This is a genomic window from Rhodococcus koreensis (assembly GCF_017068375.1).
GTDB lineage: Bacteria > Actinomycetota > Actinomycetes > Mycobacteriales > Mycobacteriaceae > Rhodococcus_F > Rhodococcus_F koreensis.
This window is the reverse complement of the sequence record NZ_CP070609.1, coordinates 1,164,615-1,188,090: the sequence shown is the minus strand read 5'-3', so window position 1 is coordinate 1,188,090 and position 23,476 is coordinate 1,164,615. Positions and strand designations below refer to the sequence as shown.

The 23,476-nt window shown below is 69.8% G+C and carries 29 protein-coding genes; 22 read left to right on the top strand and 7 right to left on the bottom strand.

All coding sequences use genetic code 11. The features are described 5' to 3' along the window. Positions 1 to 60 precede the first annotated feature (60 nt). Positions 61 to 690 (bottom strand): TetR/AcrR family transcriptional regulator C-terminal domain-containing protein, encoded by a 630-nt coding sequence (locus tag JWS14_RS05430; RefSeq protein WP_095865256.1) that lies wholly within the window; start codon positions 688 to 690, stop codon positions 61 to 63. A 154-nt stretch (positions 691 to 844) separates the two neighbouring features. Between JWS14_RS05430 and bioB the strand changes: the two genes are divergently transcribed. The 3 genes from bioB to JWS14_RS05415 are packed head-to-tail and all read left to right on the top strand — an operon-like array spanning position 845 to position 2,671. Then, a complete protein-coding gene (gene bioB / locus JWS14_RS05425) occupies positions 845 to 1,858 on the top strand; it encodes a biotin synthase BioB (RefSeq protein WP_087556279.1) in 1,014 nt (337 codons plus the stop codon). Positions 1,859 to 1,863: 5 nt separating this feature from the next. Next, positions 1,864 to 2,103 (top strand): biotin synthase auxiliary protein BsaP, encoded by a 240-nt coding sequence (gene bsaP / locus JWS14_RS05420; RefSeq protein ID WP_072945398.1) that lies wholly within the window; start codon positions 1,864 to 1,866, stop codon positions 2,101 to 2,103. A 10-nt stretch (positions 2,104 to 2,113) separates the two neighbouring features. Beyond that, positions 2,114 to 2,671: a DUF2567 domain-containing protein gene (locus JWS14_RS05415; RefSeq protein ID WP_072945263.1), complete on the top strand. Its 558-nt coding sequence runs from the start codon at positions 2,114 to 2,116 to the stop codon at positions 2,669 to 2,671. A 3-nt stretch (positions 2,672 to 2,674) separates the two neighbouring features. Here the strand turns inward: JWS14_RS05415 and JWS14_RS05410 are convergent, their stop codons facing one another. Further along, positions 2,675 to 3,487: an SDR family NAD(P)-dependent oxidoreductase gene (locus JWS14_RS05410; RefSeq protein ID WP_206012647.1), complete on the bottom strand. Its 813-nt coding sequence runs from the start codon at positions 3,485 to 3,487 to the stop codon at positions 2,675 to 2,677. Positions 3,488 to 3,570: 83 nt separating this feature from the next. Here JWS14_RS05410 and JWS14_RS05405 point away from each other — a divergent pair, with 83 nt between their 5' ends. Together JWS14_RS05405 and JWS14_RS05400 are read left to right on the top strand one after the other, a co-directional pair. Further along, positions 3,571 to 4,170: a TetR/AcrR family transcriptional regulator gene (locus tag JWS14_RS05405; protein WP_072945261.1), complete on the top strand. Its 600-nt coding sequence runs from the start codon at positions 3,571 to 3,573 to the stop codon at positions 4,168 to 4,170. A 95-nt stretch (positions 4,171 to 4,265) separates the two neighbouring features. Further along, a complete protein-coding gene (locus tag JWS14_RS05400; RefSeq protein WP_095865259.1) occupies positions 4,266 to 4,610 on the top strand; it encodes an SDR family NAD(P)-dependent oxidoreductase in 345 nt (114 codons plus the stop codon). A gap of 9 nt (positions 4,611 to 4,619) precedes the next feature. On the opposite strand, the gene JWS14_RS05395 is transcribed toward JWS14_RS05400, so the two are convergent. Continuing rightward, positions 4,620 to 5,354 carry an NUDIX hydrolase gene (locus JWS14_RS05395; RefSeq protein WP_095865260.1) on the bottom strand — a complete coding sequence of 245 codons (735 nt, stop codon included), beginning with the start codon at positions 5,352 to 5,354 and terminating at the stop codon, positions 4,620 to 4,622. Between the two features lie 78 nt (positions 5,355 to 5,432). Here JWS14_RS05395 and nadA point away from each other — a divergent pair, with 78 nt between their 5' ends. From nadA to nadC, 3 genes are read left to right on the top strand one after another with little or no spacing between them, the layout of a single operon-like run. Further along, positions 5,433 to 6,470, top strand: a complete 1,038-nt coding sequence (gene nadA / locus JWS14_RS05390; RefSeq protein ID WP_095865261.1) for a quinolinate synthase NadA — start codon at positions 5,433 to 5,435, stop codon at positions 6,468 to 6,470. Further along, on the top strand, positions 6,467 to 8,035 hold the full coding sequence (locus tag JWS14_RS05385) for an L-aspartate oxidase (protein WP_206012646.1): 1,569 nt from the start codon (positions 6,467 to 6,469) through the stop codon (positions 8,033 to 8,035). The genes nadA and JWS14_RS05385 overlap by 4 nt, the downstream gene beginning before the upstream one ends. Next, positions 8,035 to 8,904 (top strand): carboxylating nicotinate-nucleotide diphosphorylase, encoded by an 870-nt coding sequence (nadC, locus tag JWS14_RS05380; RefSeq protein WP_095865263.1) that lies wholly within the window; start codon positions 8,035 to 8,037, stop codon positions 8,902 to 8,904. Before JWS14_RS05385 ends, nadC begins: the two co-directional genes overlap by 1 nt. 51 nt (positions 8,905 to 8,955) lie before the next feature. Here nadC and JWS14_RS05375 read toward each other — a convergent pair whose 3' ends face one another. Beyond that, the gene (locus JWS14_RS05375; protein ID WP_095865264.1) at positions 8,956 to 9,585 is read right to left on the bottom strand and encodes a LysE family transporter; all 630 of its coding nucleotides are present in this window, start codon (positions 9,583 to 9,585) and stop codon (positions 8,956 to 8,958) included. Between the two features lie 35 nt (positions 9,586 to 9,620). Further along, positions 9,621 to 10,898 carry a glycoside hydrolase family 1 protein gene (locus JWS14_RS05370; protein WP_206012645.1) on the bottom strand — a complete coding sequence of 426 codons (1,278 nt, stop codon included), beginning with the start codon at positions 10,896 to 10,898 and terminating at the stop codon, positions 9,621 to 9,623. Between the two features lie 87 nt (positions 10,899 to 10,985). On the opposite strand from JWS14_RS05370, the gene JWS14_RS05365 reads away from it, so the two are divergent. The 13 genes from JWS14_RS05365 (at position 10,986) to JWS14_RS05305 (ending at position 21,416) form a co-directional block, all read left to right on the top strand. Next, positions 10,986 to 12,929, top strand: a complete 1,944-nt coding sequence (locus JWS14_RS05365; protein WP_072945252.1) for an acyl-CoA dehydrogenase family protein — start codon at positions 10,986 to 10,988, stop codon at positions 12,927 to 12,929. Positions 12,930 to 13,159: 230 nt separating this feature from the next. After that, positions 13,160 to 14,482: a histidinol dehydrogenase gene (gene hisD / locus JWS14_RS05360; protein WP_072945250.1), complete on the top strand. Its 1,323-nt coding sequence runs from the start codon at positions 13,160 to 13,162 to the stop codon at positions 14,480 to 14,482. Next, positions 14,479 to 15,621 carry a histidinol-phosphate transaminase gene (locus JWS14_RS05355; protein WP_095865267.1) on the top strand — a complete coding sequence of 381 codons (1,143 nt, stop codon included), beginning with the start codon at positions 14,479 to 14,481 and terminating at the stop codon, positions 15,619 to 15,621. The genes hisD and JWS14_RS05355 overlap by 4 nt, the downstream gene beginning before the upstream one ends. Next, a complete protein-coding gene (hisB, locus tag JWS14_RS05350) occupies positions 15,618 to 16,232 on the top strand; it encodes an imidazoleglycerol-phosphate dehydratase HisB (RefSeq protein ID WP_005247522.1) in 615 nt (204 codons plus the stop codon). Before JWS14_RS05355 ends, hisB begins: the two co-directional genes overlap by 4 nt. A 13-nt stretch (positions 16,233 to 16,245) precedes the next feature. After that, complete coding sequence (locus JWS14_RS05345; protein ID WP_167372216.1) at positions 16,246 to 16,398, top strand: hypothetical protein; 153 nt, start codon at positions 16,246 to 16,248, stop codon at positions 16,396 to 16,398. Beyond that, positions 16,398 to 17,579, top strand: coding sequence for an MFS transporter (locus JWS14_RS05340; RefSeq protein ID WP_095865268.1), 1,182 nt, complete (start codon positions 16,398 to 16,400; stop codon positions 17,577 to 17,579). The genes JWS14_RS05345 and JWS14_RS05340 overlap by 1 nt, the downstream gene beginning before the upstream one ends. Positions 17,580 to 17,588: 9 nt before the next feature. Beyond that, the gene (gene hisH, locus JWS14_RS05335; protein WP_072945244.1) at positions 17,589 to 18,224 is read left to right on the top strand and encodes an imidazole glycerol phosphate synthase subunit HisH; all 636 of its coding nucleotides are present in this window, start codon (positions 17,589 to 17,591) and stop codon (positions 18,222 to 18,224) included. Beyond that, positions 18,221 to 18,478, top strand: coding sequence for a hypothetical protein (locus JWS14_RS05330; protein WP_072945241.1), 258 nt, complete (start codon positions 18,221 to 18,223; stop codon positions 18,476 to 18,478). The genes hisH and JWS14_RS05330 overlap by 4 nt, the downstream gene beginning before the upstream one ends. A 19-nt stretch (positions 18,479 to 18,497) precedes the next feature. Then, positions 18,498 to 19,232 (top strand): bifunctional 1-(5-phosphoribosyl)-5-((5-phosphoribosylamino)methylideneamino)imidazole-4-carboxamide isomerase/phosphoribosylanthranilate isomerase PriA, encoded by a 735-nt coding sequence (gene priA / locus JWS14_RS05325; protein WP_005247511.1) that lies wholly within the window; start codon positions 18,498 to 18,500, stop codon positions 19,230 to 19,232. Between the two features lie 9 nt (positions 19,233 to 19,241). Continuing rightward, on the top strand, positions 19,242 to 20,075 hold the full coding sequence (locus JWS14_RS05320) for an inositol monophosphatase family protein (protein ID WP_072945238.1): 834 nt from the start codon (positions 19,242 to 19,244) through the stop codon (positions 20,073 to 20,075). Further along, a complete protein-coding gene (hisF, locus tag JWS14_RS05315; RefSeq protein ID WP_072945236.1) occupies positions 20,072 to 20,845 on the top strand; it encodes an imidazole glycerol phosphate synthase subunit HisF in 774 nt (257 codons plus the stop codon). Before JWS14_RS05320 ends, hisF begins: the two co-directional genes overlap by 4 nt. Next, positions 20,842 to 21,186, top strand: coding sequence for a phosphoribosyl-AMP cyclohydrolase (hisI, locus tag JWS14_RS05310; protein ID WP_072945234.1), 345 nt, complete (start codon positions 20,842 to 20,844; stop codon positions 21,184 to 21,186). The genes hisF and hisI overlap by 4 nt, the downstream gene beginning before the upstream one ends. 50 nt (positions 21,187 to 21,236) lie before the next feature. Next, a complete protein-coding gene (locus JWS14_RS05305; RefSeq protein WP_072945232.1) occupies positions 21,237 to 21,416 on the top strand; it encodes a tautomerase family protein in 180 nt (59 codons plus the stop codon). 79 nt (positions 21,417 to 21,495) lie between these two features. On the opposite strand, the gene JWS14_RS05300 is transcribed toward JWS14_RS05305, so the two are convergent. Further along, the gene (locus JWS14_RS05300) at positions 21,496 to 22,005 is read right to left on the bottom strand and encodes a MarR family winged helix-turn-helix transcriptional regulator (RefSeq protein ID WP_072945229.1); all 510 of its coding nucleotides are present in this window, start codon (positions 22,003 to 22,005) and stop codon (positions 21,496 to 21,498) included. Between the two features lie 202 nt (positions 22,006 to 22,207). On the opposite strand from JWS14_RS05300, the gene JWS14_RS05295 reads away from it, so the two are divergent. Then, positions 22,208 to 22,987, top strand: a complete 780-nt coding sequence (locus JWS14_RS05295) for a dioxygenase family protein (protein ID WP_072945226.1) — start codon at positions 22,208 to 22,210, stop codon at positions 22,985 to 22,987. On the opposite strand, the gene JWS14_RS05290 is transcribed toward JWS14_RS05295, so the two are convergent. After that, on the bottom strand, positions 22,975 to 23,439 hold the full coding sequence (locus tag JWS14_RS05290; RefSeq protein WP_072945224.1) for a peroxiredoxin: 465 nt from the start codon (positions 23,437 to 23,439) through the stop codon (positions 22,975 to 22,977). The two genes, JWS14_RS05295 and JWS14_RS05290, sit on opposite strands and share 13 nt — an antisense overlap. Between the last annotated feature and the right edge of the window lie 37 nt (positions 23,440 to 23,476).

Genomic DNA, 23,476 nt, shown 5'->3' with positions numbered 1-23,476 from the left:
CGTGGGAGGCGCCGCGCGGTCCGCGAGTGGCCGGCGCGGTGTCCACTCAATTGTGCCCGCTCACGGGCGGTGGGCGGAGTCTTTCAGTCGCGCGCGAATTCCGTCGACGAACAGCGACAAACCGAAGTCGAACCGCACCGCCGGATCGCCGTCGAGGAGATCCTCGTCGTACGCCGCGATCTGCGACTGCGGGGCGTCGGGGGAGAGCGCGGCGCGGGTGAGAGCGCCTGCCGATTCCATCTGCGCCCGCGACTGCTCGTCGACCGTGTGGCCGAGGACGTAGTAGAGCAGCGAGTAGGACGACAGTTCGGCGTGTTCGCGGGACAGCCCGGATCGCAGACCCACGGCCGCGAAGCTTTCCCGGACCCGGGAGTTGGTCATGCGGGACGCGTAGGTGGCGGAGACCAGTTCGGCGCCGTCACGGTGGGCGAGCAGCGCTGTGCGCAGCCGATGCGCCAGTTCGGTGAACTCCGCGTCCCATCCGGGCGCCGTGACCGGGGCGTCGACGTCTTCGAGGATCTTGTCGGCGAGGGCACCGAGCAACGTCTGCTTGTTGGGGAAATGCCAGTACAGCGCGCCGGGCTGCACGCCGAGGGCCGTTGCGAGTCTGCGCATCGTGAGGTCGGCGAGGCCGAACTCGTCGAGGATGGCCATTGCGCCGTCGAGTACGTCGCCGCGTCGCAATTGCACTGTGTGATCTCCCAATCTCGTCGAAAAGCTTGCTCCGGCTTTGACAGTATTCCATCACGGATCTAACGTGAACACCGTTCAACTTGTACGGTGTTCAATTTTTCGGTTCCGTCGACTCACGGCACGTGATCGGCCCGTTTTCCAGGAGATACGTGTGACCTCGGCCCCGGTACAGACAGACATTCTCGCCCTCGCGCGTGAGCAGGTTCTCGAGCGCGGCGAAGCGCTGAACGAGAGCCAGGTGCTCGAAGTCCTGCAACTTCCCGACGACCGCCTCGAGGACCTGCTCGCCCTCGCGCACGACGTGCGGATGAAGTGGTGCGGCCCCGAGGTCGAGGTCGAGGGCATCATCAGCCTCAAGACCGGCGGCTGCCCCGAGGACTGCCACTTCTGCTCGCAGTCCGGGCTGTTCCAGTCGCCGGTGCGCGCCGCGTGGCTCGACATCCCGTCGCTCGTCGAGGCCGCCAAGCAGACCGCCAAGTCCGGTGCCAGCGAATTCTGCATCGTCGCCGCCGTCCGCGGGCCCGACGAGCGGCTGCTCGCCCAGGTCGCCGCTGGTATCGAGGCGATCCGCAACGAGGTCGACATCCAGATCGCCTGCTCGCTGGGCATGCTCACCCAGGAACAGGTCGACCAGCTCGCCGCGATGGGGGTGCACCGCTACAACCACAACCTGGAGACGTCGAAGTCCCACTTCCCGAACGTCGTCACCACCCACACGTGGGACGAACGCTGGAACACCCTCCGCATGGTCCGCGAAGCCGGCATGGAGGTGTGCTGCGGCGGCATCCTCGGCATGGGTGAGAGCCTCGAGCAGCGCGCCGAGTTCGCGGCCAACCTGGCCGAACTCGAACCCGACGAGGTTCCGCTGAACTTCCTCAACCCGCGTCCGGGAACCCCGTTCGGCGACCTCGAGGTGCTGCCGGCGAGCGAGGCTCTCAAATCGGTGGCCGCCTTCCGGCTCGCGCTGCCCCGCACCATCCTCCGCTTCGCGGGCGGCCGCGAGATCACCCTCGGCGACCTCGGTGCCAAGCAGGGCATCCTCGGCGGCATCAACGCCGTCATCGTCGGCAACTACTTGACGACCCTCGGCCGTCCGGCGGAACAGGACCTCGACCTGCTCGTCGATCTGCAGATGCCGATCAAGGCCCTGAACGACACCCTGTGACGACCATGGAGACGACCGCGGGCGACGCCGACGGTCTGGAGGAGCGCTACAACCCGTACACCGGCCGCCGCGTGGTGGCCGGTGTGGACGACACGGTCTCCACCGCCGCGCAACTCGGGCTGGAACCGCCCCGCTTCTGCGAGGCGTGCGGCCGCCGGATGGTGGTGCAGATCAGCCCCGACGGCTGGTGGGCGAAATGTTCCCGCCACGGTGTGTTCGACTCGATCTGCCGCGGACGGCGGTAGCGTCGCACGCGTGACCACGCTCCCGCGCTTCAGGGTTCGATCTGCCGCCGGAATCTTCTGCGGGACGGTGGTGGCGAGCGTGCTCGCCGGGGTGCTGTGGGGACTCCTGGCACCACCCGAACATCTGCTGGTGGTGTCCCCCGACCGCGGGGTGTCGCTGACGGGGGAGAGCGTGCACCGGTTCGACGCGATCGGGATGTTCGCGTGTGCCGGCCTGGTGGTCGGCATCCTCACCGCGGTCGCGGCGTGGACGGCGCGGCGAAGTCGCGGACCGGTGGCACTGGGCGCTGTACTCGCCGGCAGCGTGGCCGGGGCCTGTGTGATGGCCCTCGGCGGCATCGGTGTGGCGGCCCTGCGTTTCCCCGATCCCGACACCTCGACCGCCGGTGCCGTCGTGGCGGTCGCGCCGGGGATCGGGACCCCGCTGGTGCTGATCTTCCAACCGCTCGTCGCGTGCGTCGTGACGTTGGTGCTCGCCGCGCTCAACCCGTACGACGATCTCGGCGTCGGTGATGCGCCGGTCGAACTCGACGAGCCGGAGGAGCGCGACGCGACGGTGACTTCGTGACGCTTACCGGGTGACGGAGGCCTGCATCCGGACGTCACCGAGCAGGCGCCCGCTGGCGAGAGCGCCGATGCGGCGGGTCGCGAAGCGGGTGCTGACCGACGACACCCAGTTCATCAGCCCGGAGACGACGCTCGGCGGTGTGCTGCGCCGGTCCAGGGCTCGCAGCGCCGTCGCGACCACCTGGTCGGCGGTCTGCATGCGGCCGACGGCGGCGTCGTCGGAGCCGACGACGTCGAAGAATTCGGTGCGGGTGGGGCCCGGGCAGACGGCGAGCACGGTGAGGCCGGTTCCTCGCGCCTCCGCCCACAACGCCTCGGTGAAGTTCAGGACGAACGCCTTCGTCGCCCCGTAGACGGCCATGCCCGGCGTCGGCTGGAACGCGGCGGTGCTCGCCACGTTGACGAGTGCGCCGCGTCCCCGGAGCAGGTCGGGCAGGAACGTGTGCGACAACTCGACGAGGGTGGTGACGTTGAGCTGGATCTCGGAGGTCAGCCGCTCCATGTCGGCGGACGCGAAGTCTCCGTGCGTCCCGAATCCCGCGTTGTTGATCAGCGAGTCGACGCGGATGTCGCGCGCGGCGAGTTCGCTGCGCAACCGCGCGCCTGCGCCGGGTGCCGCGAGGTCGAACGGGAGCACGGTGACCGTCACGTGGTGTGCGGCGCGGAGTTCGGCGGCGAGTTGTTCGAGCCGGTCGGCGCGCCGCGCGACGAGGACGAGGTCGGCGCCGCGCCCGGCGAACCGGCGGGCGAATTCGGCACCGAGGCCCGCGCTCGCGCCGGTGATGAGGACGGTGGTTCCGGATGCGTCGAAAGGCATGTCTGCTCCTAGCGGTGGGGTGATTCCGAATGTAGTCAGTGCCATCTATGTAGTCAATGACAACATTTTGCTAGGCTTGCGCCGTGTCCGCCGCCGAACAGCCCTACCACCACGGGAGTCTTCGCCAGGTGCTGCTCGCACGCGCCGAGAGCACCCTCGAGCGGGACGGCGTCGACGGCCTGTCCCTGCGACAGCTCGCCCGAGAGGCCGGGGTCAGTCACGCCGCACCCAGCAAGCACTTCCGCGACCGTCAGGCGCTGCTCGACGCACTCGCCGAATCCGGTTTCCGGCGGCTCACCGCCGCCCTCGAACGCGCGGTCGACCAGGCCGAACCCCATGCCCGGGCCCGCTTCGCGGCGCTCGCCGACGCCTACGTGACCTTCGCGCTCGCGCACCGGGAGTTGCTGGCCCTGATGTACGGCAACAAGCACGCGCCCGGGGCCGCCTCCCAGGTCGTGGAGGCGGGCCACACCTCGATGGACCTGACGGTCCGGATCGTCACCGAGGCCCAGGCCGCGGGCGACATCGGACCCGGGGACGCCTCGCGCATCGCCCTGGTCGCGTTCGCGACCTTCCACGGGATCGCGACCCTCGCCGCCGGGGGAATGCTCGACGACGCGCCGGTGGACGAAGTGGTCACCGCCGCATCCGACACGTTCTGGCGGGGTCTCGCCCGGGCGTGACACCGTCTCCCGGCGATCTCACAGCGCACTCCCGTCGCAGTCTCGAGTACTGGCGCTTACCTGGAGTCGGAAATGTCGATCCCCAGGAGGCGAAGATGATGCGTACCGACGAAGCCGGCTCGGCCCGTGGTGTCGTGGTGGTGACTGCCGCCGGCAGCGAGCAGGGCAGGCGTACCGCGCAGGAGTTGCTCGATTCGGGCTGGTGCGTTGCGGTCACCGCACGCACGGTCGCGGAACTGGCCCGGATCATGCCGGGCATGTCCGGTCACCGACTCCTCGCGGTCGCCGCCGATCCGGACGACCCCCGCCAGGTCGAGCAGTTTCTCGACCGCGTTCTCGGCCGCTTCGGCCGCATCGATTCGGTGCTCGGCGCGGAGCCCTCGGTCGCGTCGGCGTGGCGGCGGCGCACCACGCAAGAAGGTGGATCCGCGGCCGCCTGACGATCGGATTCAGCTCGGCGGTCGAAGCGCCGCGAACTCGTCCGTCACCCGCAGGGTGGAGTCGGTGAAGCGGTAGAGGGCGGCCGGGCGACCGCCGGTGCGGCCGGACGGTGCTGTGTTGCCGGTGGGGGTCAGCACCCCGCGGCGTCCGAGGACGCGCTGGAGGTTGGTCGCATCCACCTGGTAACCGAGTGCGGCGCAGTAGATTTCGCGCAGCGTCGACATGGAGAACTCGTCGGGCGCCAGACCGAACGCGATGTTGGTGTAAGAGAGCTTGGCCGCGAGGCGGGTCCGGGCGTGCCGGACGACGGTGCCGTGGTCGAACGCCATCTCGGGCAGGGCGGACACCGGATGCCACGCGGTGTCCGGCGGCAACTGCGGGTCGGCGGGGAGGGGGACGAGCCCGAGGAACGTCGACGCGATGGTGCGCGGACCGGGCACCCGTCGCGGATCGCTGAACACCGACAGCTGCTCGAGGTGCGAGACCTCCTGCACGTCCACCTTCTCGGCCAGCTGGCGTCGCGCGGACGTCGTGAGGTCCTCGTCTTCGTGGAGGAGTCCGCCGGGCAGCGACCATGCGCCGGCCTGCGGATCGAGGGCCCGTTGCCACAGCAGCACGGCGAGCTCGCCGGTGCCCGCCGCGTGACGCGCATCACCGCTGTGACCTGCGGCGATGTGGTCGGGAAAGTGGCGAACCTGGAACACCGCGGTAAGCACTTCATGCGTGGTGTTACTATTGGGCATGTTTTCGATCCTAAGTCGAAAACCTCGATTGCGGAAATTCGGGCCAGCCCGCCCGAGTTCACGGTGAAGGAGCAAGCCATGACGACCACGACGTTGTGGGCGGGTACCAACCCGCAGATTCAGGACGGTCCCGGCGGTTACGCGGGCGTCGAGGCGAGCGAAGAGTGGGCTGCCGAGATCAAACGGCTGGCGCGTGAGCGGGGAGCAACCCTCCTCGCACACAACTATCAGTTGCCCGCCATCCAGGACGTCGCCGACCACGTCGGCGACTCGCTGGCACTCTCGCGCATCGCGGCCGAAGCCCCCGAGGACACCATCGTGTTCTGCGGCGTGCACTTCATGGCCGAGACCGCGAAGATCCTCAGCCCCGCCAAGACGGTGCTGATCCCGGACGAGCGCGCGGGCTGCTCGCTCGCCGACTCGATCACCGCCGATCAGCTGCGCGAGTGGAAGGCGGAATACCCCGACGCCGTCGTCGTGTCGTACGTCAACACCACCGCCGAGGTGAAGGGTCTGACGGACATCTGCTGCACGTCGTCCAACGCCGTCGACGTGGTCGCGTCGATCGACCCCGACCGCGAGGTCCTGTTCCTGCCCGACCAGTTCCTCGGCGCCCACGTCAAGCGCGTCACCGGTCGCAAGAACATGCAGATCTGGGCCGGCGAGTGCCACGTCCACGCCGGCATCAACGGCGACGAGCTCACCGCGCAGGCCAAGGCGCACCCCGGTGCCGAACTCTTCGTCCACCCCGAATGCGGCTGCGCCACCTCGGCGCTCTACCTCGCCGGTGAAGGATTCGTGCCCGAGGACAAGGTGAAGATCCTGTCGACGGGCGGCATGCTCGACGCCGCCCGCGCCACCGGGGCCAAGCAGGTTCTGGTGGCCACCGAGGTCGGGATGCTCCACCAGTTGCGCAAGGCCGCGCCGGAGGTCGACTTCCAGGCCGTCAACGACCGCGCGTCCTGCCCGTACATGAAGATGATCACCCCCGCCGCCCTGCTCCGCTGCCTGCTCGAGGGCAAGGACGAGGTTCACGTCGATCTCGCGACCGCCGAGCGTGCCCGCAAGTCGGTGCAGCGGATGATCGAGATCGGAAACCCGGGCGGCGGCGAGTGAGCAGCCCGGCCCGGGGGATTTCCTGGGAAGAGCACGCCGACCTCGTAGTGGTGGGCGGTGGTGTGGCCGGACTGACGGCCGCACGCACCGCCTCACTGCGCGGGCTGACCGTGCTCACCGTCAGCAAGGGTGGGGCGACGGACACCGCGACGCAGTACGCGCAGGGCGGCATCGCCGTGGTCGGTGACGCCGTCACCGATTCGGTGGACTCTCACGTCGCCGACACGTGCGAGGCCGGCGTCGGCCTGTGCGACGAGGACGCCGTGCGGTCGATCGTGGCCGGCGGCCGCGACGCCGTGGCCGCATTGACCGATCTGGGTGCGGTGTTCGACCGCGGCCGCGACGGCACCGTGTCGCGCACCCGCGAGGGCGGGCACAGCACCCGGCGGATCATCCACGCCGGCGGCGACGCCACCGGCGCGGAGGTGCAGCGCGCGCTGGGCGCGGCCGGGCTTCCGGTCCTGTTCGACAGTTCCGCGGTCTGCGTGCTCACCGATGCACGCGGAGTCACCGGGGTGCTCGTCGACTCCCCGCGCGGCCTCGGCGTGATCCACACACCCGCCGTTCTCCTGGCGACCGGCGGACTCGGGCAGTTGTACGCCTGTAGTACCAACCCGCCCGGCGCCACCGCCGACGGCATCGCCCTCGCACTCGACGCAGGCGCGGCCGTCGCCGATCTCGAGTTCGTGCAGTTCCACCCGACCGTGCTGTTCACCCCCGGCGGTCTCGGCCGGCGCCCGCTGATCAGCGAGGCCGTCCGCGGCGAGGGCGCGATCCTCGTCGACGCCAACGGCGATTCGGTGACCGCCGGCGTGCATCCGCGCGGCGACCTGGCACCCCGCGACGTCGTGTCGCGGGCCATCGCGTCGCGGCTGCGGGAACTCGGACACGACCACGTCTACCTCGACGCGCGTCACCTGTCCGGGTTCGCGCAGCGGTTCCCGACCGTGACGGCGTCCTGCCTGGAAGCCGGGATCGACCCGCGCGAACAGCTGATTCCGGTCGCCCCCGCCGCCCACTACTCGTGCGGCGGCGTGGTCACCGACGTCGACGGACGCACCTCGGTCCCCGGCCTCTACGCGGCGGGGGAGGTGGCCCGCACCGGGCTGCACGGCGCGAACCGGCTGGCCTCCAACAGCCTCCTCGAAGGCCTGGTGGTCGGCGAACGGGCCGGCGCCGCAGCCGTCGAACGCGCCGACCTACGCGTCGAGGCGGCCGATCCCGGCCGCCACGCACTGTCGTCCGCGCCGCGGGAACTGGTGCAGCAGTTGATGACCGGCAACGCCTCCGTCGTCCGGGACGGCGCAGGCCTCGAGGCGGTGGCCGCCGCCCTCGCCGCCGCGCCGCGCACGGTGCCCGAGGGACAGACCGCGCTCGAAGACGCCGCGCTGACCCTGACGGCGGCAGCGCTCGTGCTCGCCGCAGGCGCGCGCACCGAAAGTCGCGGATGCCACACCCGCAGCGACTACCCGGAGACGTCCGGCGAGTGGCGCCGCAGCACGCACGTGCGCCTGCGCGGCGGCGAACTCGAGCTTCTCCAACCCCAACTGACAGGAGTGCTGTGATGGCCGACCACGTCCTTCCCGGCGGTCTGGATGCGGACGAGGTCCGTACGCTCGTGCGCCTCGCCCTGGACGAGGACCTGCGGTACGGACCCGACGTGACGTCCGCGTCCACGGTCCCGGCCGACGCGGTCGCCAAGGCGTCCGTGGTCTCCCGTGCGCACGGTACCGTCGCCGGCCTCGACGTGGGACTGCTGGTGCTCGACGAGGTGATCGGGGCGGGCCGCTACGAGGTCCTCGACAGGGTCGCCGACGGCACCCGGATCGTGCCCGGCCAGGCCGTGCTGACGGTGTCCGCGCCCACGCAGGGACTGCTCACCGCGGAACGGACGATGCTCAACCTGGTCTGCCACCTGTCCGGCATCGCCACCGCCACATCCGCGTGGGTGGATGCGGTCGAGGGCAGCGGGGCGAAGATCCGCGACAGCCGCAAGACGCTGCCGGGACTGCGGTCGCTGCAGAAGTACGCCGTCCGGGTGGGCGGCGGCGTCAACCACCGCATGGGTCTCGGCGACGCCGCGTTGATCAAGGACAACCACGTCGCCGCCGCGGGTTCGGTGGTGGCGGCACTGCGGGCCGTCCGCGCCGCGGCGCCGGACATCGAATGCGAGGTGGAGGTCGACAGCCTCGCGCAACTCGACGAGGTACTCGCCGAGAACGTGGAACTGGTGCTGCTCGACAACTTCCCGCTGTGGCAGACCCAGATCGCCGTGCAGCGCCGCGACGCGAACGCCCCCGCCACCAGGCTGGAATCGTCGGGTGGTCTCACGCTGGACGTCGCGGCCGAGTACGCCGCGACCGGAGTCGATTACCTCGCGGTCGGCGCGCTCACCCATTCGGTGACCGTGCTGGATCTCGGCCTCGACATGTGACCCCACCCGTGAGTACTTCTCAACCGCCGGCGGTTGAGAAGTACTCACGGGTCAGACGGCACGGCGAATGGTCGCCAGGAACGTGGCCGCCACGAAGAACAACCCGGAGAACGTCCGGTTGGTGGCCCGCTGCTGGCGCGGTGAACGCATCAGCCGCAGGACCTTCGACGCCAGGCCGGTGTAGCCGGTCATGACGGCGACGTCGACCGCGACCATGGTGGCGGCGATGATCAGGTATTGGGGGAGCAGCGGCGCCGACGGGGTGATGAACTGCGGGAGCACCGCAAGCATGAAGACGACGGCCTTCGGGTTGCTGGCGTTGACGAGGAAACCGCGCAGCGTCATCGCGGGCCCGCTGGTCTCGGCGACCTCGCCGTCGACGCCGGACACATCGGTCGCGCTCGCCCGCCACTGCCGGACGCCGAGATACACCAGGTACGCGACGCCGAACCACTTGATCACGGTGAACGCGAGGGTCGAGTTCGCGAGCAGGGCTCCGAGCCCCGCGGCGACCACCGCGATCTGCAACAGCAACCCCAGCTGGAGACCGGCGATGTTCCAGTAGCCGCGCCGCAACCCGAATCGCATTCCGGTGGCCATCGACGCGATCGCGCCCGCACCCGGCGACAGGCTGATCACGCAGGACGCCCCGAGCACTGCACACCACATCTGCCACGACACGAGCTGATCGTACGTCGCGTCCCGCGGTGTTCCCGTTACGGGGGATTCGTGCAGCTGAGGGGCGGATCGACGAGGGAACAGATTCCGGCGCGACGGCCCGGTTCGTAGCCGGGCGGGAGCCCGTTCGCGACGACGTCCCGGTAGGTCGCCACCGCATCGGTCGGCCGCCGCGTGAGGGTGGGATCGGTCAGAGCGTCGACGGTGAACAGGCCGAACCGGGGACGGAACGTGCCCCACTCGTAGTTGTCGGTGATCGACCAGTAGTTGTATCCGATCACCGGTGCGCCGTCGGCCCGCGCCCGCTCCATCCAGTAGAGGTGATCGCGGAGATGATCGGACCGGGTGTAGCCGTCCGGGCGGGGTTTCCCGTCGTCGGTGGGCATGCCGTTCTCCACGACGTACAGCGGTAGTCCCGGGAACTTGCGGGTGTACCGCATCAGGGCGTGGTAGATGCCGTCCGGTTGGGGACTGATGTCGTAGAACGCGTCGGTGATCGCGCTCACCGCGGTGAGGTTGTCGAGGGAGAGGCCGTAGTAGTAGTCGACGCCGAGGAAGTCGAGTTTGTCGCGGACGCGGTCGACGAATGTGGTGTCGAGCGCGTCCATGGCGGCCGGGACGTACGCGAGATTGCTGCTGACCCGGGCGCCCGGGTCGTTCTCGTGGATCAGGTCGTATGCGCGGCGGTGGACCTCGACGAGCCGGTCGAGCATCCGCGGCGCCCGGTCGGGGCCGATGCCGCCGAACGACAGCTCCTTCTGCACGTACACGGTCGGCTCGTTGATCGTGATCCAGAGCGCGCCCACACCGGAATAGCGCTCGATCACCTTCTGCGCGTTCGCGAGCCAGTCGTCGACGATCTCCGGGTTCGCCCACCCTCCCCGGTCGGCGACCCATCCGGGGTACACCCAGTGGTCGAGGGTGATCATCGGGGTCATGCCGCGGCCGGTGATCTCGCGGACGACGTCGTCGTAGTACCGCAGCTCGGTCTCGTCCCACACGCCCGGCGCGGGCTGCAGGCGCGCCCACTCGACGCCGAACCGGAAGACGTCGACACCCAGGTCCGCTGCGCTTGTGATGTCCTCGGCGTACCGGTGCCGGAAGTCGACGGAGGTGCCGATCACGTCGTGGGTGCGGCCGGAGTCGGAATACCGCCGCCAGTTGCTGTCCGGGGAGGAACCCTCCGACTGGAACCCGGACGTCGCCACACCCCACAGGAAGTCGTCGGGGAGAGGGGCGGCGTGCACCGCGGCGGCGGGGCTCAGCAAGCACAGCAGGACCGCGCCGGCACCCAGGAGTCGCGTGGGAGTCCGCACCGGCCGAACAGTAGCGGAAACGCTGTCCCGAGTGCGCCGATTGGGGGATACTGGCGAGTAGGACTACCCGCCAGTAGGAGGCGCGTCATGGTCGACACCTCAGCTCCGAAGGTCACCGAGGAAGAAGCACGAGCAGTCGCAGAGGAGGCGAGGGAATCCGGCTGGGACAAACCCTCCTTCGCGAAAGAACTGTTTCTCGGACGGTTCCGGCTGGATCTGGTTCATCCCTTCCCACGGCCGGCTGCCGAGGACGCCGCCAAGGCCGAAGAATTCCTCGTTCGCCTCCACGCATACTGCGAGGAGATGGACGGCAGTGTCATCGAATCGCAGTCCCGCATTCCCGACGAATACGTCCGCGGCCTCGCCGACCTCGGGTGCTTCGGCCTGAAGATCTCGGAGGAGTACGGCGGCCTCGGACTCTCCCAGGTCGCGTACAACCGGGCGTTGATGCTCGTCGCGTCGGTGCACCCGAGCCTCGGCGCGCTGCTGTCGGCCCATCAGTCGATCGGCGTCCCCGAACCGCTCAAGCTGGCCGGCACCCCGGAGCAGAAGCGCGAATTCCTGCCGCGCTGCGCCCGCGGCGCCATCTCCGCGTTCCTGCTCACCGAACCCGACGTCGGGTCCGACCCGGCGCGGCTGGCGTCCTCGGCGGTACCCATCGAGGGCGGTGCCGCCTACGAACTGGACGGCGTGAAGCTGTGGACGACCAACGGCGTCGTCGCGGAACTGCTCGTCGTCATGGCGCGGGTACCGAAGAGCGAAGGCCATCGCGGCGGCATCTCCGCCTTCGTCGTCGAGGCGGACACCCCGGGAATCACCGTGGAACGGCGCAACGCGTTCATGGGACTGCACGGGATCGAGAACGGTGTCACCCGTATGTACAAGGTGCGCGTTCCGCGGGAGAACCTGATCGGGCGGGAGGGCGACGGATTGAAGATCGCACTCACCACCCTCAACGCCGGCCGGCTGGCGATTCCGGCGATGTGTGCGGGCGCAGGCAAGTGGTCGCTGAAGATCGCCCGCGAATGGTCCGGTGTCCGCGTCCAGTGGGGCAAAGCCATCGCCGAGCATGCGGCCGTCGCCAACAAGCTGTCGTTCATGGCCGCGACCACGTACGCGCTCGAGGCGGTCGTGGACCTGTCGGCGCAGATGAACGACGAGGGTCGCAACGACATCCGGATCGAGGCGGCGCTCGCCAAACTGTGGTCGTCCGAGATGGCCTGCGTCATCTCCGACGAGCTGATCCAGATCCGCGGCGGTCGCGGATACGAGACAGCGGCGTCGCTGGCCGCCCGCGGTGAACGGGCGGTGCCGGTGGAGCAGCTGGACCGCGACCTGCGCATCAACCGGATCTTCGAGGGGTCCAGCGAGATCATGCGGTTGCTGGTCGCGCGCGAGGCCGTGGACGCGCACCTCACAGCGGCGGGCGATCTCGCCGACCCGCACGCCGACACCGGTGCGAAGGCCCGGGCGGCGGCCAAGGCGAGCGGCTTCTACGCGAAGTGGCTGCCGCAACTCGTGGCGGGCAAGGGACAGGTGCCGACGTCGTTCGGCGAATTCGGCGTCCTGGCCAAGCACCTGCGTTTCGTCGAACGGCACTCCCGCAAGCTGGCCCGCTCCACGTTCTACGGAATGGCCCGGTGGCAGGCTGCCCTGGAGAAACAGCAGGGCTTCCTCGGCCGGGTCGTCGACATCGGCGCCGAACTGTTCGCGATGTCCGCCACCTGCGTCAAGGCGGAGATGCAGCGGGAGGAGAACGAGGCCGAGGGCGCCGCGGCCTACGAACTCGCCGACGTGTTCTGCCGACAGGCGGCGCTGCGGGTCGAGAAGTTGTTCGACGGTCTGTGGCACAACACCGACGACGCCGACAAGCAGGTCGCGCGCTCGATCCTCGAAGGACGGTACGCGTGGCTGGAGCGGGGAGTGGTCGACCCCAGCGAAGGCACCGGCCCCTGGATCACCGAGTGGACGCCGGGCGCGTCGACCGAGGAGAACCTGGCGAGGAGGTTCCTGCACTCGACCCGTCTCTAGGCCGCCGGATTCCCGCGGCCGGGACGACGCGCAGCACAGTGCAGCACCCGCCGGCGTCACGCCGGCGGGTGCTGTTGCATGCGCGGCCACCGAACTTGAAACCCGGTCGGCCGCCGACCGGTGAAAACGGGGTGCGCCTATCCTGGATAATCGGTGTCGAGCCCTGTTCTCCGCAGAACAGTCCGCTCGTCCGAGACACCGTGTCCCGACAGTCGCAGAGAGGACCTCTCATGCTCGCCCGCACCGACCTTCGTGGTCGTACCCCTTCCACGGCCGAACTTCGCGCCGCACTTCCTCGAGGTGGAGTGGATGTGGACGCGGTCCTGCATCAGGTTCGCCCCGTCGTCGAGGCGGTCCGTGAACGCGGCGCCGACGCCGCCCTCGAATTCAGTGAGAAGTTCGACGGCGTCCGCCCCGCGCAGGTGCGGGTGCCGCAGGCCGAGCTGGACCGCGCCCTCCACGAACTCGACCCCGCAGTCCGCGCCGCCCTCGAGGTCGCGATCGAACGCACCCGCAAGGTCCACGCCGACCAGCGCCGCACCGACACCACCACCGAGGTCGTCCCGGGTGGCACCGTCACCGAACGGTGGGTGCCCGTCGACCGCGTCGGGCTGTACGTCCCCGGCGGCAACGCCGTCTACCCGTCCAGCGTCGTGATGAACGTGGTGCCCGCGCAGGCCGCCGGCGTCCGCTCGCTCGTGGTGGCGTCGCCACCGCAGTCCGAGTTCGGCGGTCTGCCGCACCCGACCATCCTCGCCGCGGCCGCCCTGCTGGGTGTCGACGAGGTGTGGGCCGTCGGCGGCGGTCAGGCCGTCGCCCTGCTCACCTACGGCGGCACCGACACGAACGGTGCCGAACTCGCCCCCGTCGACCTCATCACCGGCCCCGGCAACATCTACGTGACCGCCGCCAAGCGCCTCTGCCGCGGCCTGGTCGGCATCGACGCCGAGGCGGGCCCCACCGAGATCGCGATCCTCGCCGACCACACCGCCGACCCGGTGCACGTCGCCGCCGACATGATCAGCCAGGCCGAGCACGACGTGATGGCCGCCAGCGTGCTCGTCACGTCCAGCGTCGAACTCGCCGACGCCGTCGACACCGCCCTGGCAGCGCAGCTCGAGATCACCAAGCACAAGGAGCGCGTCACCGCCGCGCTGTCCGGCACCCAATCGGGCACCGTCCTGGTCTCCGACGTCGAGGCCGGGCTGCGGGTGGTCAACGCGTACGCCGCCGAGCACCTCGAGATCCAGACCGAGAACGCCACCGCCGTCGCCGCGAAGGTGACCAGTGCGGGCGCGGTGTTCGTCGGGCCGTGGGCGCCGGTCAGCCTCGGCGACTACTGCGCCGGGTCCAACCACGTCCTGCCCACCGCGGGCTGCGCCCGGCACTCCTCGGGCCTGAGCGTGCAGACGTTCCTGCGCGGCATCCACGTGGTCGACTACTCCGAATCCGCGCTGAAGGAGGTTTCCGGCCACGTCATCACCCTGGCGAACGCCGAGGACCTGCCCGCCCACGGTGAGGCCGTGCGGCTGCGGTTCGAGGCGCTGCGGTGACCGCCGCGAACGTGCCCGGTTCGTCGATCGGGGTCGACGCCCTGCCGATCCGCGACAATCTGCGCGGCAAGTCGGCGTACGGGGCGCCGCAGCTGACGGTCCCCGTTCAGCTGAACACCAACGAGAACCCGCACCCGCCGACGAAGGCGCTCGTCGACGACGTCGCGGAGTCCGTGCGGGAGGCCGCACGCGAACTGCACCGCTACCCGGACCGCGACGCGGTGGCGCTGCGCACCGACCTCGCCGCGTACCTCGTTCGCCAGACCGGGGTGCCGGTCACGGTCGACAACGTGTGGGCGGCCAACGGGTCCAACGAGATCCTGCAGCAGCTGCTGCAGGCGTTCGGCGGTCCCGGTCGCAGCGCGATGGGATTCGTGCCGTCGTACTCGATGCACCCGATCATCGCGGACGGCACCGAGACCGAGTGGCTGCCGATCTTCCGGCGCGCCGACTTCGCGCTCGACGTGGAGGCCGCGACCGCGGCGATCGCCGAACGCAGGCCCGACGTCGTGTTCGTCACCAGCCCCAACAACCCGACCGGGCACAGCGTCGGCATCGCGGAACTGCGCCGTGTCCTCGACGCCGCGCCCGGCATCGTGATCGTCGACGAGGCGTACGCCGAATTCTCCGACGCACCGAGCGCCCTGACGCTGATCGACGAGTACCCGTCGAAGCTGGTGGTGTCGCGGACGATGAGCAAGGCGTTCGCGTTCGCCGGCGGCAGGCTCGGATACCTCGCGGCCGCACCGGCATTCATCGAGGCGCTGCTCCTGGTCCGGCTGCCGTACCACCTGTCGGTGGTCACGCAGGCCGCTGCCCGCGCGGCGTTGCGGCACGCGAACGAGACGCTCGGCAGCGTGCACGCCCTCGCGGCGGAGCGGGTGCGGGTGTCGAAGGCATTGGAGGACACGGGTTTCCACGTCATCCCCAGCGACGCGAACTTCATCCTGTTCGGTGAGTTCACCGACAGTGCCCGAGCCTGGCAGGCCTACCTCGACCGCGGAGTGCTGATCCGGGACGTCGGGATCCCCGGATACCTGCGCGCCACCGTCGGGCTGGCCTCCGAGAACGACGCCTTCATCGTGGCGAGCGACGAGATCGCCTCCACCGAACTCACCAGCTCAGGAGACCGAGGATGACCGACCGCATCGCCCGCGTGGAGCGCACCACCAAGGAATCGAGCATCACCGTCGAACTGAACCTCGACGGCACCGGCATCGTCGACGTCTCCACCGGGGTTCCGTTCTTCGACCACATGCTGACCGCGCTCGGCTCCCACGCGAGTTTCGACCTCACCGTCCACGCGAAGGGCGACATCGAGATCGAGGCGCACCACACGGTCGAGGACACGTCGATCGTGCTCGGACAGGCGCTCGGGCAGGCCCTCGGCGACAAGAAGGGCATCCGCCGGTTCGGTGACGCGTTCATCCCGATGGACGAGACGCTCGCCCACGCGTCGGTCGACGTGTCCGGGCGACCGTACTGCGTCCACACCGGCGAACCCGAGCACCTGCTGCACGCCGTCATCGGCGGGTACCCGGGGGTGCCGTACGCGACCGTGATCAACCGGCACGTGTTCGAGTCGATCGCACTCAACGCGCGCATCGCCCTGCACGTGCGCGTGCTCTACGGGCGCGATCAGCACCACATCACCGAGGCCGAGTTCAAGGCCGTCGCCCGTGCACTGCGTGAGGCCGTCGAACCCGATCCCCGCGTCACGGGCGTGCCGTCCACCAAGGGCAGCCTGTGAACCGGACGCATTCGTGAGCGTCGTCCTCGTCTACGTCCTGTTCATCGCCGCGGGTATCGCGGCGGGCGGCGCGTACTCCATGTGGAAGTTCAACAAACTGGCCTCGGGCGTGCTGCTGGCACTGGCGGTGCTGGCAGCCGTGGCGGGCGTTCTCAGGTTGCTGTAGTGCCGGTCGCAGTGGGGGAGCGCCGCGGCCTGCTCCGCACCCGCGGTCTGCCCACCGCGATGGTGATGGGCGCCGCGGCGTTCGGCGGCTGGGCGGTGCTGCTGCCGGTGGTTCCGCTGATCGTCTCGCTGTCCGGCGGCTCGGACACTCTCGCCGGCAGCGTGACGGCCGTGTTCATGGCCGCGACCGTCGCCACCCAACTCGGCGTGCCCCGGCTCCTGCGTAGATGGGGGCACCGGTGGGTGCTCGCCGCGGGCTGCATGCTGCTGGGGCCGCCGTCGCTTCTCCTCCTGCTCTCCACCGAGGCGATCCCGGTGCTGGCGGTGTCGGCCGTCCGGGGATCGGGCTTCGGCATGCTCACCGTCGCGAGCAGTGCGCTGGTCGCGGAACTCGTTCCGCGGCAGATGCTCGGCCGCGCGACGGGTGCGCAGGGAATCGCGGTGGCCGCCGCGCAGATGGTCGGGTTGCCGGCGGGGCTCGCGATCATGGCGCACTGGTCCGCGACCCCCGTCTTCGTGATCGGCGCTCTCATTCCCGCGCTCGCGGTCGTCGCGGTCACGCGGCTCCCCGCGATCCACGCCCCCGCGGATCGCGCGTCGCACGATCGCATCCCGCTCGCCGCCGTGTTGACCCCGTGGCTGTCGATCGCGATCGTGGCGGCCGCGTTCGGCGGTCTGTCCAGCCTGCTGCCGATCGCGATCTCGGAGCGGGCGTCGCTCGCGGGGGTGATCCTCGCCGTGTCGAGCGGGGCGACGCTGATCGGGCGGTACGCCGCGGGATCGTTCTCCGACCGGCTCGGGGTGGGCCGTGCCCTGATTCCCGCCCTGACGTTCGTGTGCCTCGGCCTGGTCCTGTTCGCCGTCGCCGCGGCGGCAGCGGCGCCCGTGCCGCTGCTCGTGTGCGCGGCGCTGGCATTCGGGTTCGGGTTCGGTGCGGTGCAGAACGAGTCGCTCGTCATGATCTTCACCGCCGCGGGACCGGCCCGATTCGGCTCGGCGAGCGCCGGATGGAACATCGGGTTCGACGCCGGCACCGGGTTCGGTTCCCTCGCGCTCGGAGCCGTCGCGTCGGTGGCCGGGTATTCCTGGGTGTTCGGGGTCGCGGCGACGGCGGTCGCGGTGGTCCCGGCCGCCGGAACGGTCGTCGGCCGCGCCCTCCGGCGTCGTTCGGCCGCCGGATAAGGTTGTGTCATGACCGTCTCCACGATTGCCGTCCTCGACTACGGCTCCGGCAACTTGCATTCGGCCACCCGCGCTCTGGCCCGGACCGGCGCGCGCGTCGAGGTCACGTCCGATCACAAGGTCGCACTCGCGGCCGACGGTCTCGTCGTTCCCGGCGTCGGCGCCTTCGCGGCGTGTATGGAGGGGCTCCGCGCGGTGCGGGGGGAGCGGATCATCGGTCAGCGTCTGGCCGGCGGACGGCCGGTCCTGGGGATCTGCGTCGGCATGCAGATCCTCTTCGAACGCGGCGTCGAGTTCGGCGTCGAGGCGGAAGGCTGCGGCGAATGGCCCGGCACCGTCGAACGGCTCCAGGCCGACGTGCTGCCGCACATGGGGTGGAACACCGTCGAGGCACCGGGCAACAGCACGCTGTTCGCCGGTATCGATCCCGACACCCGGTTCTACTTCGTCCACTCGTACGCTGCCCAGACCTGGGAACTGCCGACGCCGGAGCGGCTGGCGCCGCCCGCCCTGACCTGGGCCGATCACGGCGGCAAGTTCCTCGCCGCCGTCGAGAACGGCGCACTGTCCGCCACCCAGTTCCACCCCGAGAAGTCCGGCGACGCGGGCGCTGAACTGCTCCGCAACTGGGTTCGCAGTCTGTGACCGAACCCGGGGACGGGCGCGGCGACCTGTCGATCGGCAGGCTCGCCGTGTACGCGATGGGCGCCGCGACCGCGGTCCTGGTCCTCGCGACCGTGATCATTCTGGTGCTGAAACCGGGCCCCGTCCTCGGGCTGATCGTCGGGTTGCTCGGCGTCGCCGGTGCGATCGCCGCCATGGGTTACGTGTCGAAACGCATGACCCGCAACGCCTACGGCCGCGACCCCGAGGACCCGAAGCCGGGTTCCGACCGCTGAGCGACTAGGGTTGTCGCACGTGAGCCTGGTCCTTTTGCCTGCTGTAGATGTCGTCAACGGTGAAGCTGTTCGCCTCGTCCAGGGGGAGGCAGGAAGCGAGACCGGATACGGCTCGCCTCGTGATGCCGCCCTCGCATGGCAGAACGACGGTGCCGAGTGGGTCCACATCGTCGACCTCGACGCCGCCTTCGGTCGCGGCTCGAACCGTGAACTCCTCGCCGACGTGGTGGGGGAACTCGACGTTCAGGTGGAACTGTCCGGCGGAATCCGCGACGACGCGTCGCTCGAGGCCGCACTGGCCACCGGCTGCGGTCGCGTCAACCTCGGCACCGCCGCCATCGAGAACCCCGAGTGGTGTGCCCGCGCCATCGCCAAGTACGGCGAGAAGATCGCCGTCGGTCTCGACGTGCGCCTCGTCGACGGTGAGTACCAGCTTCGCGGCCGCGGGTGGGTCACCGAGGGCGGGAACCTGTGGGAGACCCTCGCCCGGCTCGACAAGGACGGCTGCTCCCGCTACGTCGTCACCGACGTGAGCAAGGACGGCACTCTCACCGGCCCCAATCTCGAACTCCTCGCGCAGGTCTGCGCGGCCACCGACGCCCCCGTCGTCGCCTCGGGTGGTGTGTCCACCATCGACGACCTCCGGGCGATCGCCGGACTCGTCGACCAGGGCGTCGAGGGATCCATCGTCGGCAAGGCGCTGTACGCGGGGCGGTTCACCCTCCCCGAGGCGCTCGCCGCGGTCTCGGGCTGAGTTCGCGCCATGGCCCTGTCCCGCGATCCCCGGGAACTCCTCGCCGTCGCCAGTGAGCTGCTCGACGGAGTGCACGACCGGTTCGTCTCCGGGGTGGGTGCGCCCAGCGCCGTCCACAAGGGCCCCGACGATTTCGCGACCGCCGTCGACCTCGAACTCGAGAAGCGGCTGACCGGCGAGTTGCGTGACCGGACCGGCATCGACGTCCACGGCGAGGAGTTCGGCGGACCCGACCTCGACAGTGGACCCGTCTGGGTGCTCGACCCCATCGACGGCACCTTCAACTATTCGGCCGGTCTGCCCACCGCGGGCACGCTGCTCGCGCTCCTCGACGACGGGGTTCCCGTTCTCGGTCTCACGTGGCTGCCGCTCGTCGGGCGGCGCTACGCGGCCGTCGCGGACGGCCCGTTGCTCGAGGGCGGTCAGCCGCTGCCGAGTCTCGGCCGCACGTCGCTGGCGTCGTCGATCGTGGGCTTGGGGGCGCTGAACATCGACAGTCGCGGGCGGATCCCCGGCGCGTACCGGCTGCAGGTCCTCGCGCAGCTCAGCCGGGTGTCCTCGCGGATCCGGATCCACGGGTCCACCGGGGTCGACCTCGCGTTCACCGCGGCCGGAATACTCGGCGGTGCGGTGGTGTTCGGCCACAATGCGTGGGACAACGCGGCCGGTGTGGCGCTGGTGCGCGCCGCGGGCGGTGTGGTGACCGATCTGGGCGGCAAGCCCTGGACGGTGATGTCCGATTCGGTGCTCGCCGGAGCGCCCGGGGTGCACGGCGAAATTCTCGATATCCTCGGATCACTGGGTGATCCCCGTTCCGAGCCTTCAGGAGGGCGTACGCAATGACTCTGGCGGTTCGAGTGATCCCGTGTCTGGACGTCGATGCCGGACGCGTCGTCAAGGGCGTCAACTTCGAGAACCTGCGGGACGCGGGCGACCCCGTCGAACTGGCGGCCGCGTACGACGCCCAGGGCGCCGATGAGCTCACGTTCCTCGACGTCACCGCGTCGACCGCTGACCGGGGCACCATGCTCGACGTGGTCAGCCGGACGGCGGAACAGGTGTTCATCCCGCTCACGGTCGGCGGCGGTGTCCGCACCGTCGAGGACGTCGACCGGTTGCTGCGTGCCGGCGCCGACAAGGTGAGCGTCAACACCGCCGCGATCGCGCGGCCCGAGTTGCTCCGCGAACTGAGCGAACGCTTCGGCTCCCAGTGCATCGTGCTGTCGGTGGACGCGCGCACCGTGCCGCAGGGCCAACCGGACACCCCGTCGGGGTGGGAGGTCACGACCCACGGCGGCAAGCGCAGCACCGGCATCGACGCGGTCGAGTGGGCGGTCCGCGGCGCCGAACTGGGCGTAGGGGAGATCCTGCTCAACTCGATGGACGCGGACGGCACGAAGGCCGGTTTCGACCTGCCGATGATCCGCGCGGTCCGCGCTGCCGTGCACGTGCCGGTGATCGCCAGCGGGGGAGCGGGCGCCGTCGAGCACTTCGCACCCGCCGTCGGAGCCGGCGCGGACGCCGTCCTCGCCGCCAGTGTCTTCCACTTCGGCGACATGACGATCGGCGACGTCAAGAAGTCCATGCGTGCAGAAGGGATCACCGTCCGATGAGTCTCGACCCGGCCATCGCGTCACGGCTCAAGCGCAACGAGGCGGGACTGTTCAATGCCGTCGCGCAGGAAAGGTCGACGGGCGACGTCCTGATGGTGGCGTGGATGGACGACGAGGCCCTCGCACGCACCCTCGAGACCCGTAAGGGCACGTACTATTCCCGCTCCCGTCAGCAGTACTGGGTGAAGGGCGAGACGTCCGGTCACACGCAGTACGTCCACGAGGTGCGGCTCGACTGCGACGGCGACACCGTGCTGCTCGTCGTCGACCAGGAGGGGGCGGCGTGCCACACGGGCACGCACACCTGCTTCGACTCGGACGTCCTGCTCGCCGCCGACTAGCGCAGCGGCCCTCGGCGGGATGTTCGTATGCCCTCGGGCAGGATGTCCGCATGCCACTTATTCAGATCAGTCAGACGCCGGGGCTCACGGCGGAGCAGAAGCGTGCCACGATCGAGGCCGTCACGAAGGCGTACGCCGACGCGACGGGTAAGAATGCGGCGACGGTGTGGGTGACGATCACCGAGGTGCCGCGCGACAGCTGGGGAGTCGGCGGGACGCCGCTGGGGTGAGCTGTCGGGACGCCGCTGGGGTGAGCTGTCGGGACGCCGCTGGGGTGAGCTGTCGGGACGCCGCTGGGGTGAGCGGCGGTCAGGCCTTGCCGGTTCCCGAGGCGATGCTCTTGTCGAGTTGGGTAAGCATGGCGCCGGACAGTTCGGACAGTTGACGGACCTGGTCGGCGGAGAGGCCGTCGAAGATCAGTGACCGGACGGATTCGACGTGCGGCGGCGCGGCCTCGACGACCTTGGCCATGCCTTCGTCGGTGAGGACGGCGTCGGAGCCGCGGCTGCCGCGGATGCTTTCGCGGCGCACCCAGCCGGCTTTCTCCATTTTGGTGACGACGTGGGACAGCCGGGACAGGGACGCGTTGGCGCGCTGTGCGAGCAGGGACAGCTGCAGGCGCCGGTTCGATTCGCCGGACAGTGAGGCGAGGACGAAGTACTCGAAGTGGGTGAGTGCCGAGTCGCGTTGAAGCTGGGTGTCCAGTGCGGCGGGGAGCCGGGTGACCAGTGCGATGAGGGTGAGCCAGGCCTCCTGCTGCTCTGCGTCGAGCCATCGGGTGCCGGGCTCTGTCGACGTGCCCTCGTCGTTACCACTCATCGGTGGTGTCCTCCGTCCGTACGTCGCTCCACGCGTGTGCAGCGTGTCCTCCATAGTTAGCACGCCGCGGGGCCGATTCGTGCCCGGGGAATAGTTGCCGCGCCCACGGGTTGACTCCTATAGTAACTTGAAGGTTCAACATTGAGGCGGCGGTGATCCGGCCGGCGTCCTCGATGAGGGATCTCGATCCGAAGGAGTCGCGATGACCGCCACCATGCCCGCACTGTTCCTCAGCCATGGTGCGCCACCGCTGGTGGACAGCGACCTGTGGGTGTCGCAGCTGGCGAAGTGGGCGGGCGACCTGCCACGGCCCAAGGCCATTCTCATGGTGTCGGCACATTGGGAATCGGCGCCGCTCACGATCGGATCCACCACCACCGGCACCCCCCTCGTCTACGACTTCGGGGGCTTCCCCGAACGGTTCTACCGGACCACGTACGAGTCGCCCGGCGCCCCCGAACTCGCGGCGCAGGTCGTGTCCCTGATGCCGGACGACGAGACCGTGTCGCACCAGCCGCATCGCGGCCTCGACCACGGCGCCTACGTGCCGTTGACGGTCATGTACCCCGATGCCGACATCCCGGTCCTCCAGATCTCGCTACCGACCCTCGATCCGCAACGGCTGTTGCACCTCGGTGAGCGGCTGCGTCCCCTGCGCGAGCAGGGCGTGCTGATCGTCGGGTCCGGATTCACCACCCACGGACTGCCGTTCCTGCGCGACCCGTCACCCGACGCGAAGGCGCCGGGCTGGTCCTCGGAGTTCGACGCCTGGGCGGACGAGCGTCTCGCCGCGGGCGACGTGGATTCGCTGATCGATTTCCGCTCGCTCGCGCCGGGCATGCCCTACGCACACCCGACGATCGAGCACTTCGCGCCGCTCTTCGTCACGCTCGGCGCGTCGAGCGACCCCGAGCAGATTCCCCGGCAGGTGATCGACGGTTTCTGGATGGGACTGGCCAAGCGGTCGATTCAGGTGTCCTGACGCGTCCGGAGGAAGGCCAGTGCCTGATCACCGTGCGTGTTCGCGCGGAACTCGCTCGAGATGACCTCGAGCACGGTGCGGTCGGTGTCGATGACAAACGTCGACCGCTTGACCGGGGCGAGTTTGCCGAGCAGTCCGCGGCGCACGCCGAACTGCTCCGCGACGGCTCCGTCGGCGTCCGACAGCAGCGGGTAATCGAAGGACTGCGCCTGCGCGAACGACGCCTGCTTCGCCACCGCATCGGTGCTGATCCCGGCGCGCGACGCCCCCACGGCGGAGAACTCCGTTCCGAGGTCCCGGAAGTGGCAGGCCTCGGCGGTGCAGACCGGCGTCGACGCCGCGGGGTAGAAGAACAGCACGAGGGGGCCGTCCTCGAGGAGGCTCGACAGCGATCGTTCGATGCCGTCCTGATCGGGCAGGGTGAATTCCGGTGCGAGCTGACCTGGCTTCATGGGTGCCGAGGCTACCCGCGCACGCAGACGGTGCGAG

Excerpts from the sequence above, each read along its gene's own strand:
- bsaP (WP_072945398.1), top strand. The coding sequence starts at position 1,864 with ATGGAGACGACCGCGGGCGACGCCGACGGTCTGGAGGAGCGCTACAAC.
- JWS14_RS05410 (WP_206012647.1), bottom strand. The coding sequence starts at position 3,487 with ATGCCTTTCGACGCATCCGGAACCACCGTCCTCATCACCGGCGCGAGC.
- JWS14_RS05400 (WP_095865259.1), top strand. The coding sequence starts at position 4,266 with ATGATGCGTACCGACGAAGCCGGCTCGGCCCGTGGTGTCGTGGTGGTG.
- JWS14_RS05395 (WP_095865260.1), bottom strand. The coding sequence starts at position 5,354 with ATGCCCAATAGTAACACCACGCATGAAGTGCTTACCGCGGTGTTCCAG.
- nadA (WP_095865261.1), top strand. The coding sequence starts at position 5,433 with ATGACGACCACGACGTTGTGGGCGGGTACCAACCCGCAGATTCAGGAC.
- nadC (WP_095865263.1), top strand. The coding sequence starts at position 8,035 with ATGGCCGACCACGTCCTTCCCGGCGGTCTGGATGCGGACGAGGTCCGT.
- JWS14_RS05365 (WP_072945252.1), top strand. The coding sequence starts at position 10,986 with ATGGTCGACACCTCAGCTCCGAAGGTCACCGAGGAAGAAGCACGAGCA.
- hisD (WP_072945250.1), top strand. The coding sequence starts at position 13,160 with ATGCTCGCCCGCACCGACCTTCGTGGTCGTACCCCTTCCACGGCCGAA.
- hisB (WP_005247522.1), top strand. The coding sequence starts at position 15,618 with ATGACCGACCGCATCGCCCGCGTGGAGCGCACCACCAAGGAATCGAGC.
- hisH (WP_072945244.1), top strand. The coding sequence starts at position 17,589 with ATGACCGTCTCCACGATTGCCGTCCTCGACTACGGCTCCGGCAACTTG.
- JWS14_RS05320 (WP_072945238.1), top strand. The coding sequence starts at position 19,242 with ATGGCCCTGTCCCGCGATCCCCGGGAACTCCTCGCCGTCGCCAGTGAG.
- hisF (WP_072945236.1), top strand. The coding sequence starts at position 20,072 with ATGACTCTGGCGGTTCGAGTGATCCCGTGTCTGGACGTCGATGCCGGA.
- hisI (WP_072945234.1), top strand. The coding sequence starts at position 20,842 with ATGAGTCTCGACCCGGCCATCGCGTCACGGCTCAAGCGCAACGAGGCG.
- JWS14_RS05305 (WP_072945232.1), top strand. The coding sequence starts at position 21,237 with ATGCCACTTATTCAGATCAGTCAGACGCCGGGGCTCACGGCGGAGCAG.
- JWS14_RS05300 (WP_072945229.1), bottom strand. The coding sequence starts at position 22,005 with ATGAGTGGTAACGACGAGGGCACGTCGACAGAGCCCGGCACCCGATGG.
- JWS14_RS05295 (WP_072945226.1), top strand. The coding sequence starts at position 22,208 with ATGACCGCCACCATGCCCGCACTGTTCCTCAGCCATGGTGCGCCACCG.
- JWS14_RS05290 (WP_072945224.1), bottom strand. The coding sequence starts at position 23,439 with ATGAAGCCAGGTCAGCTCGCACCGGAATTCACCCTGCCCGATCAGGAC.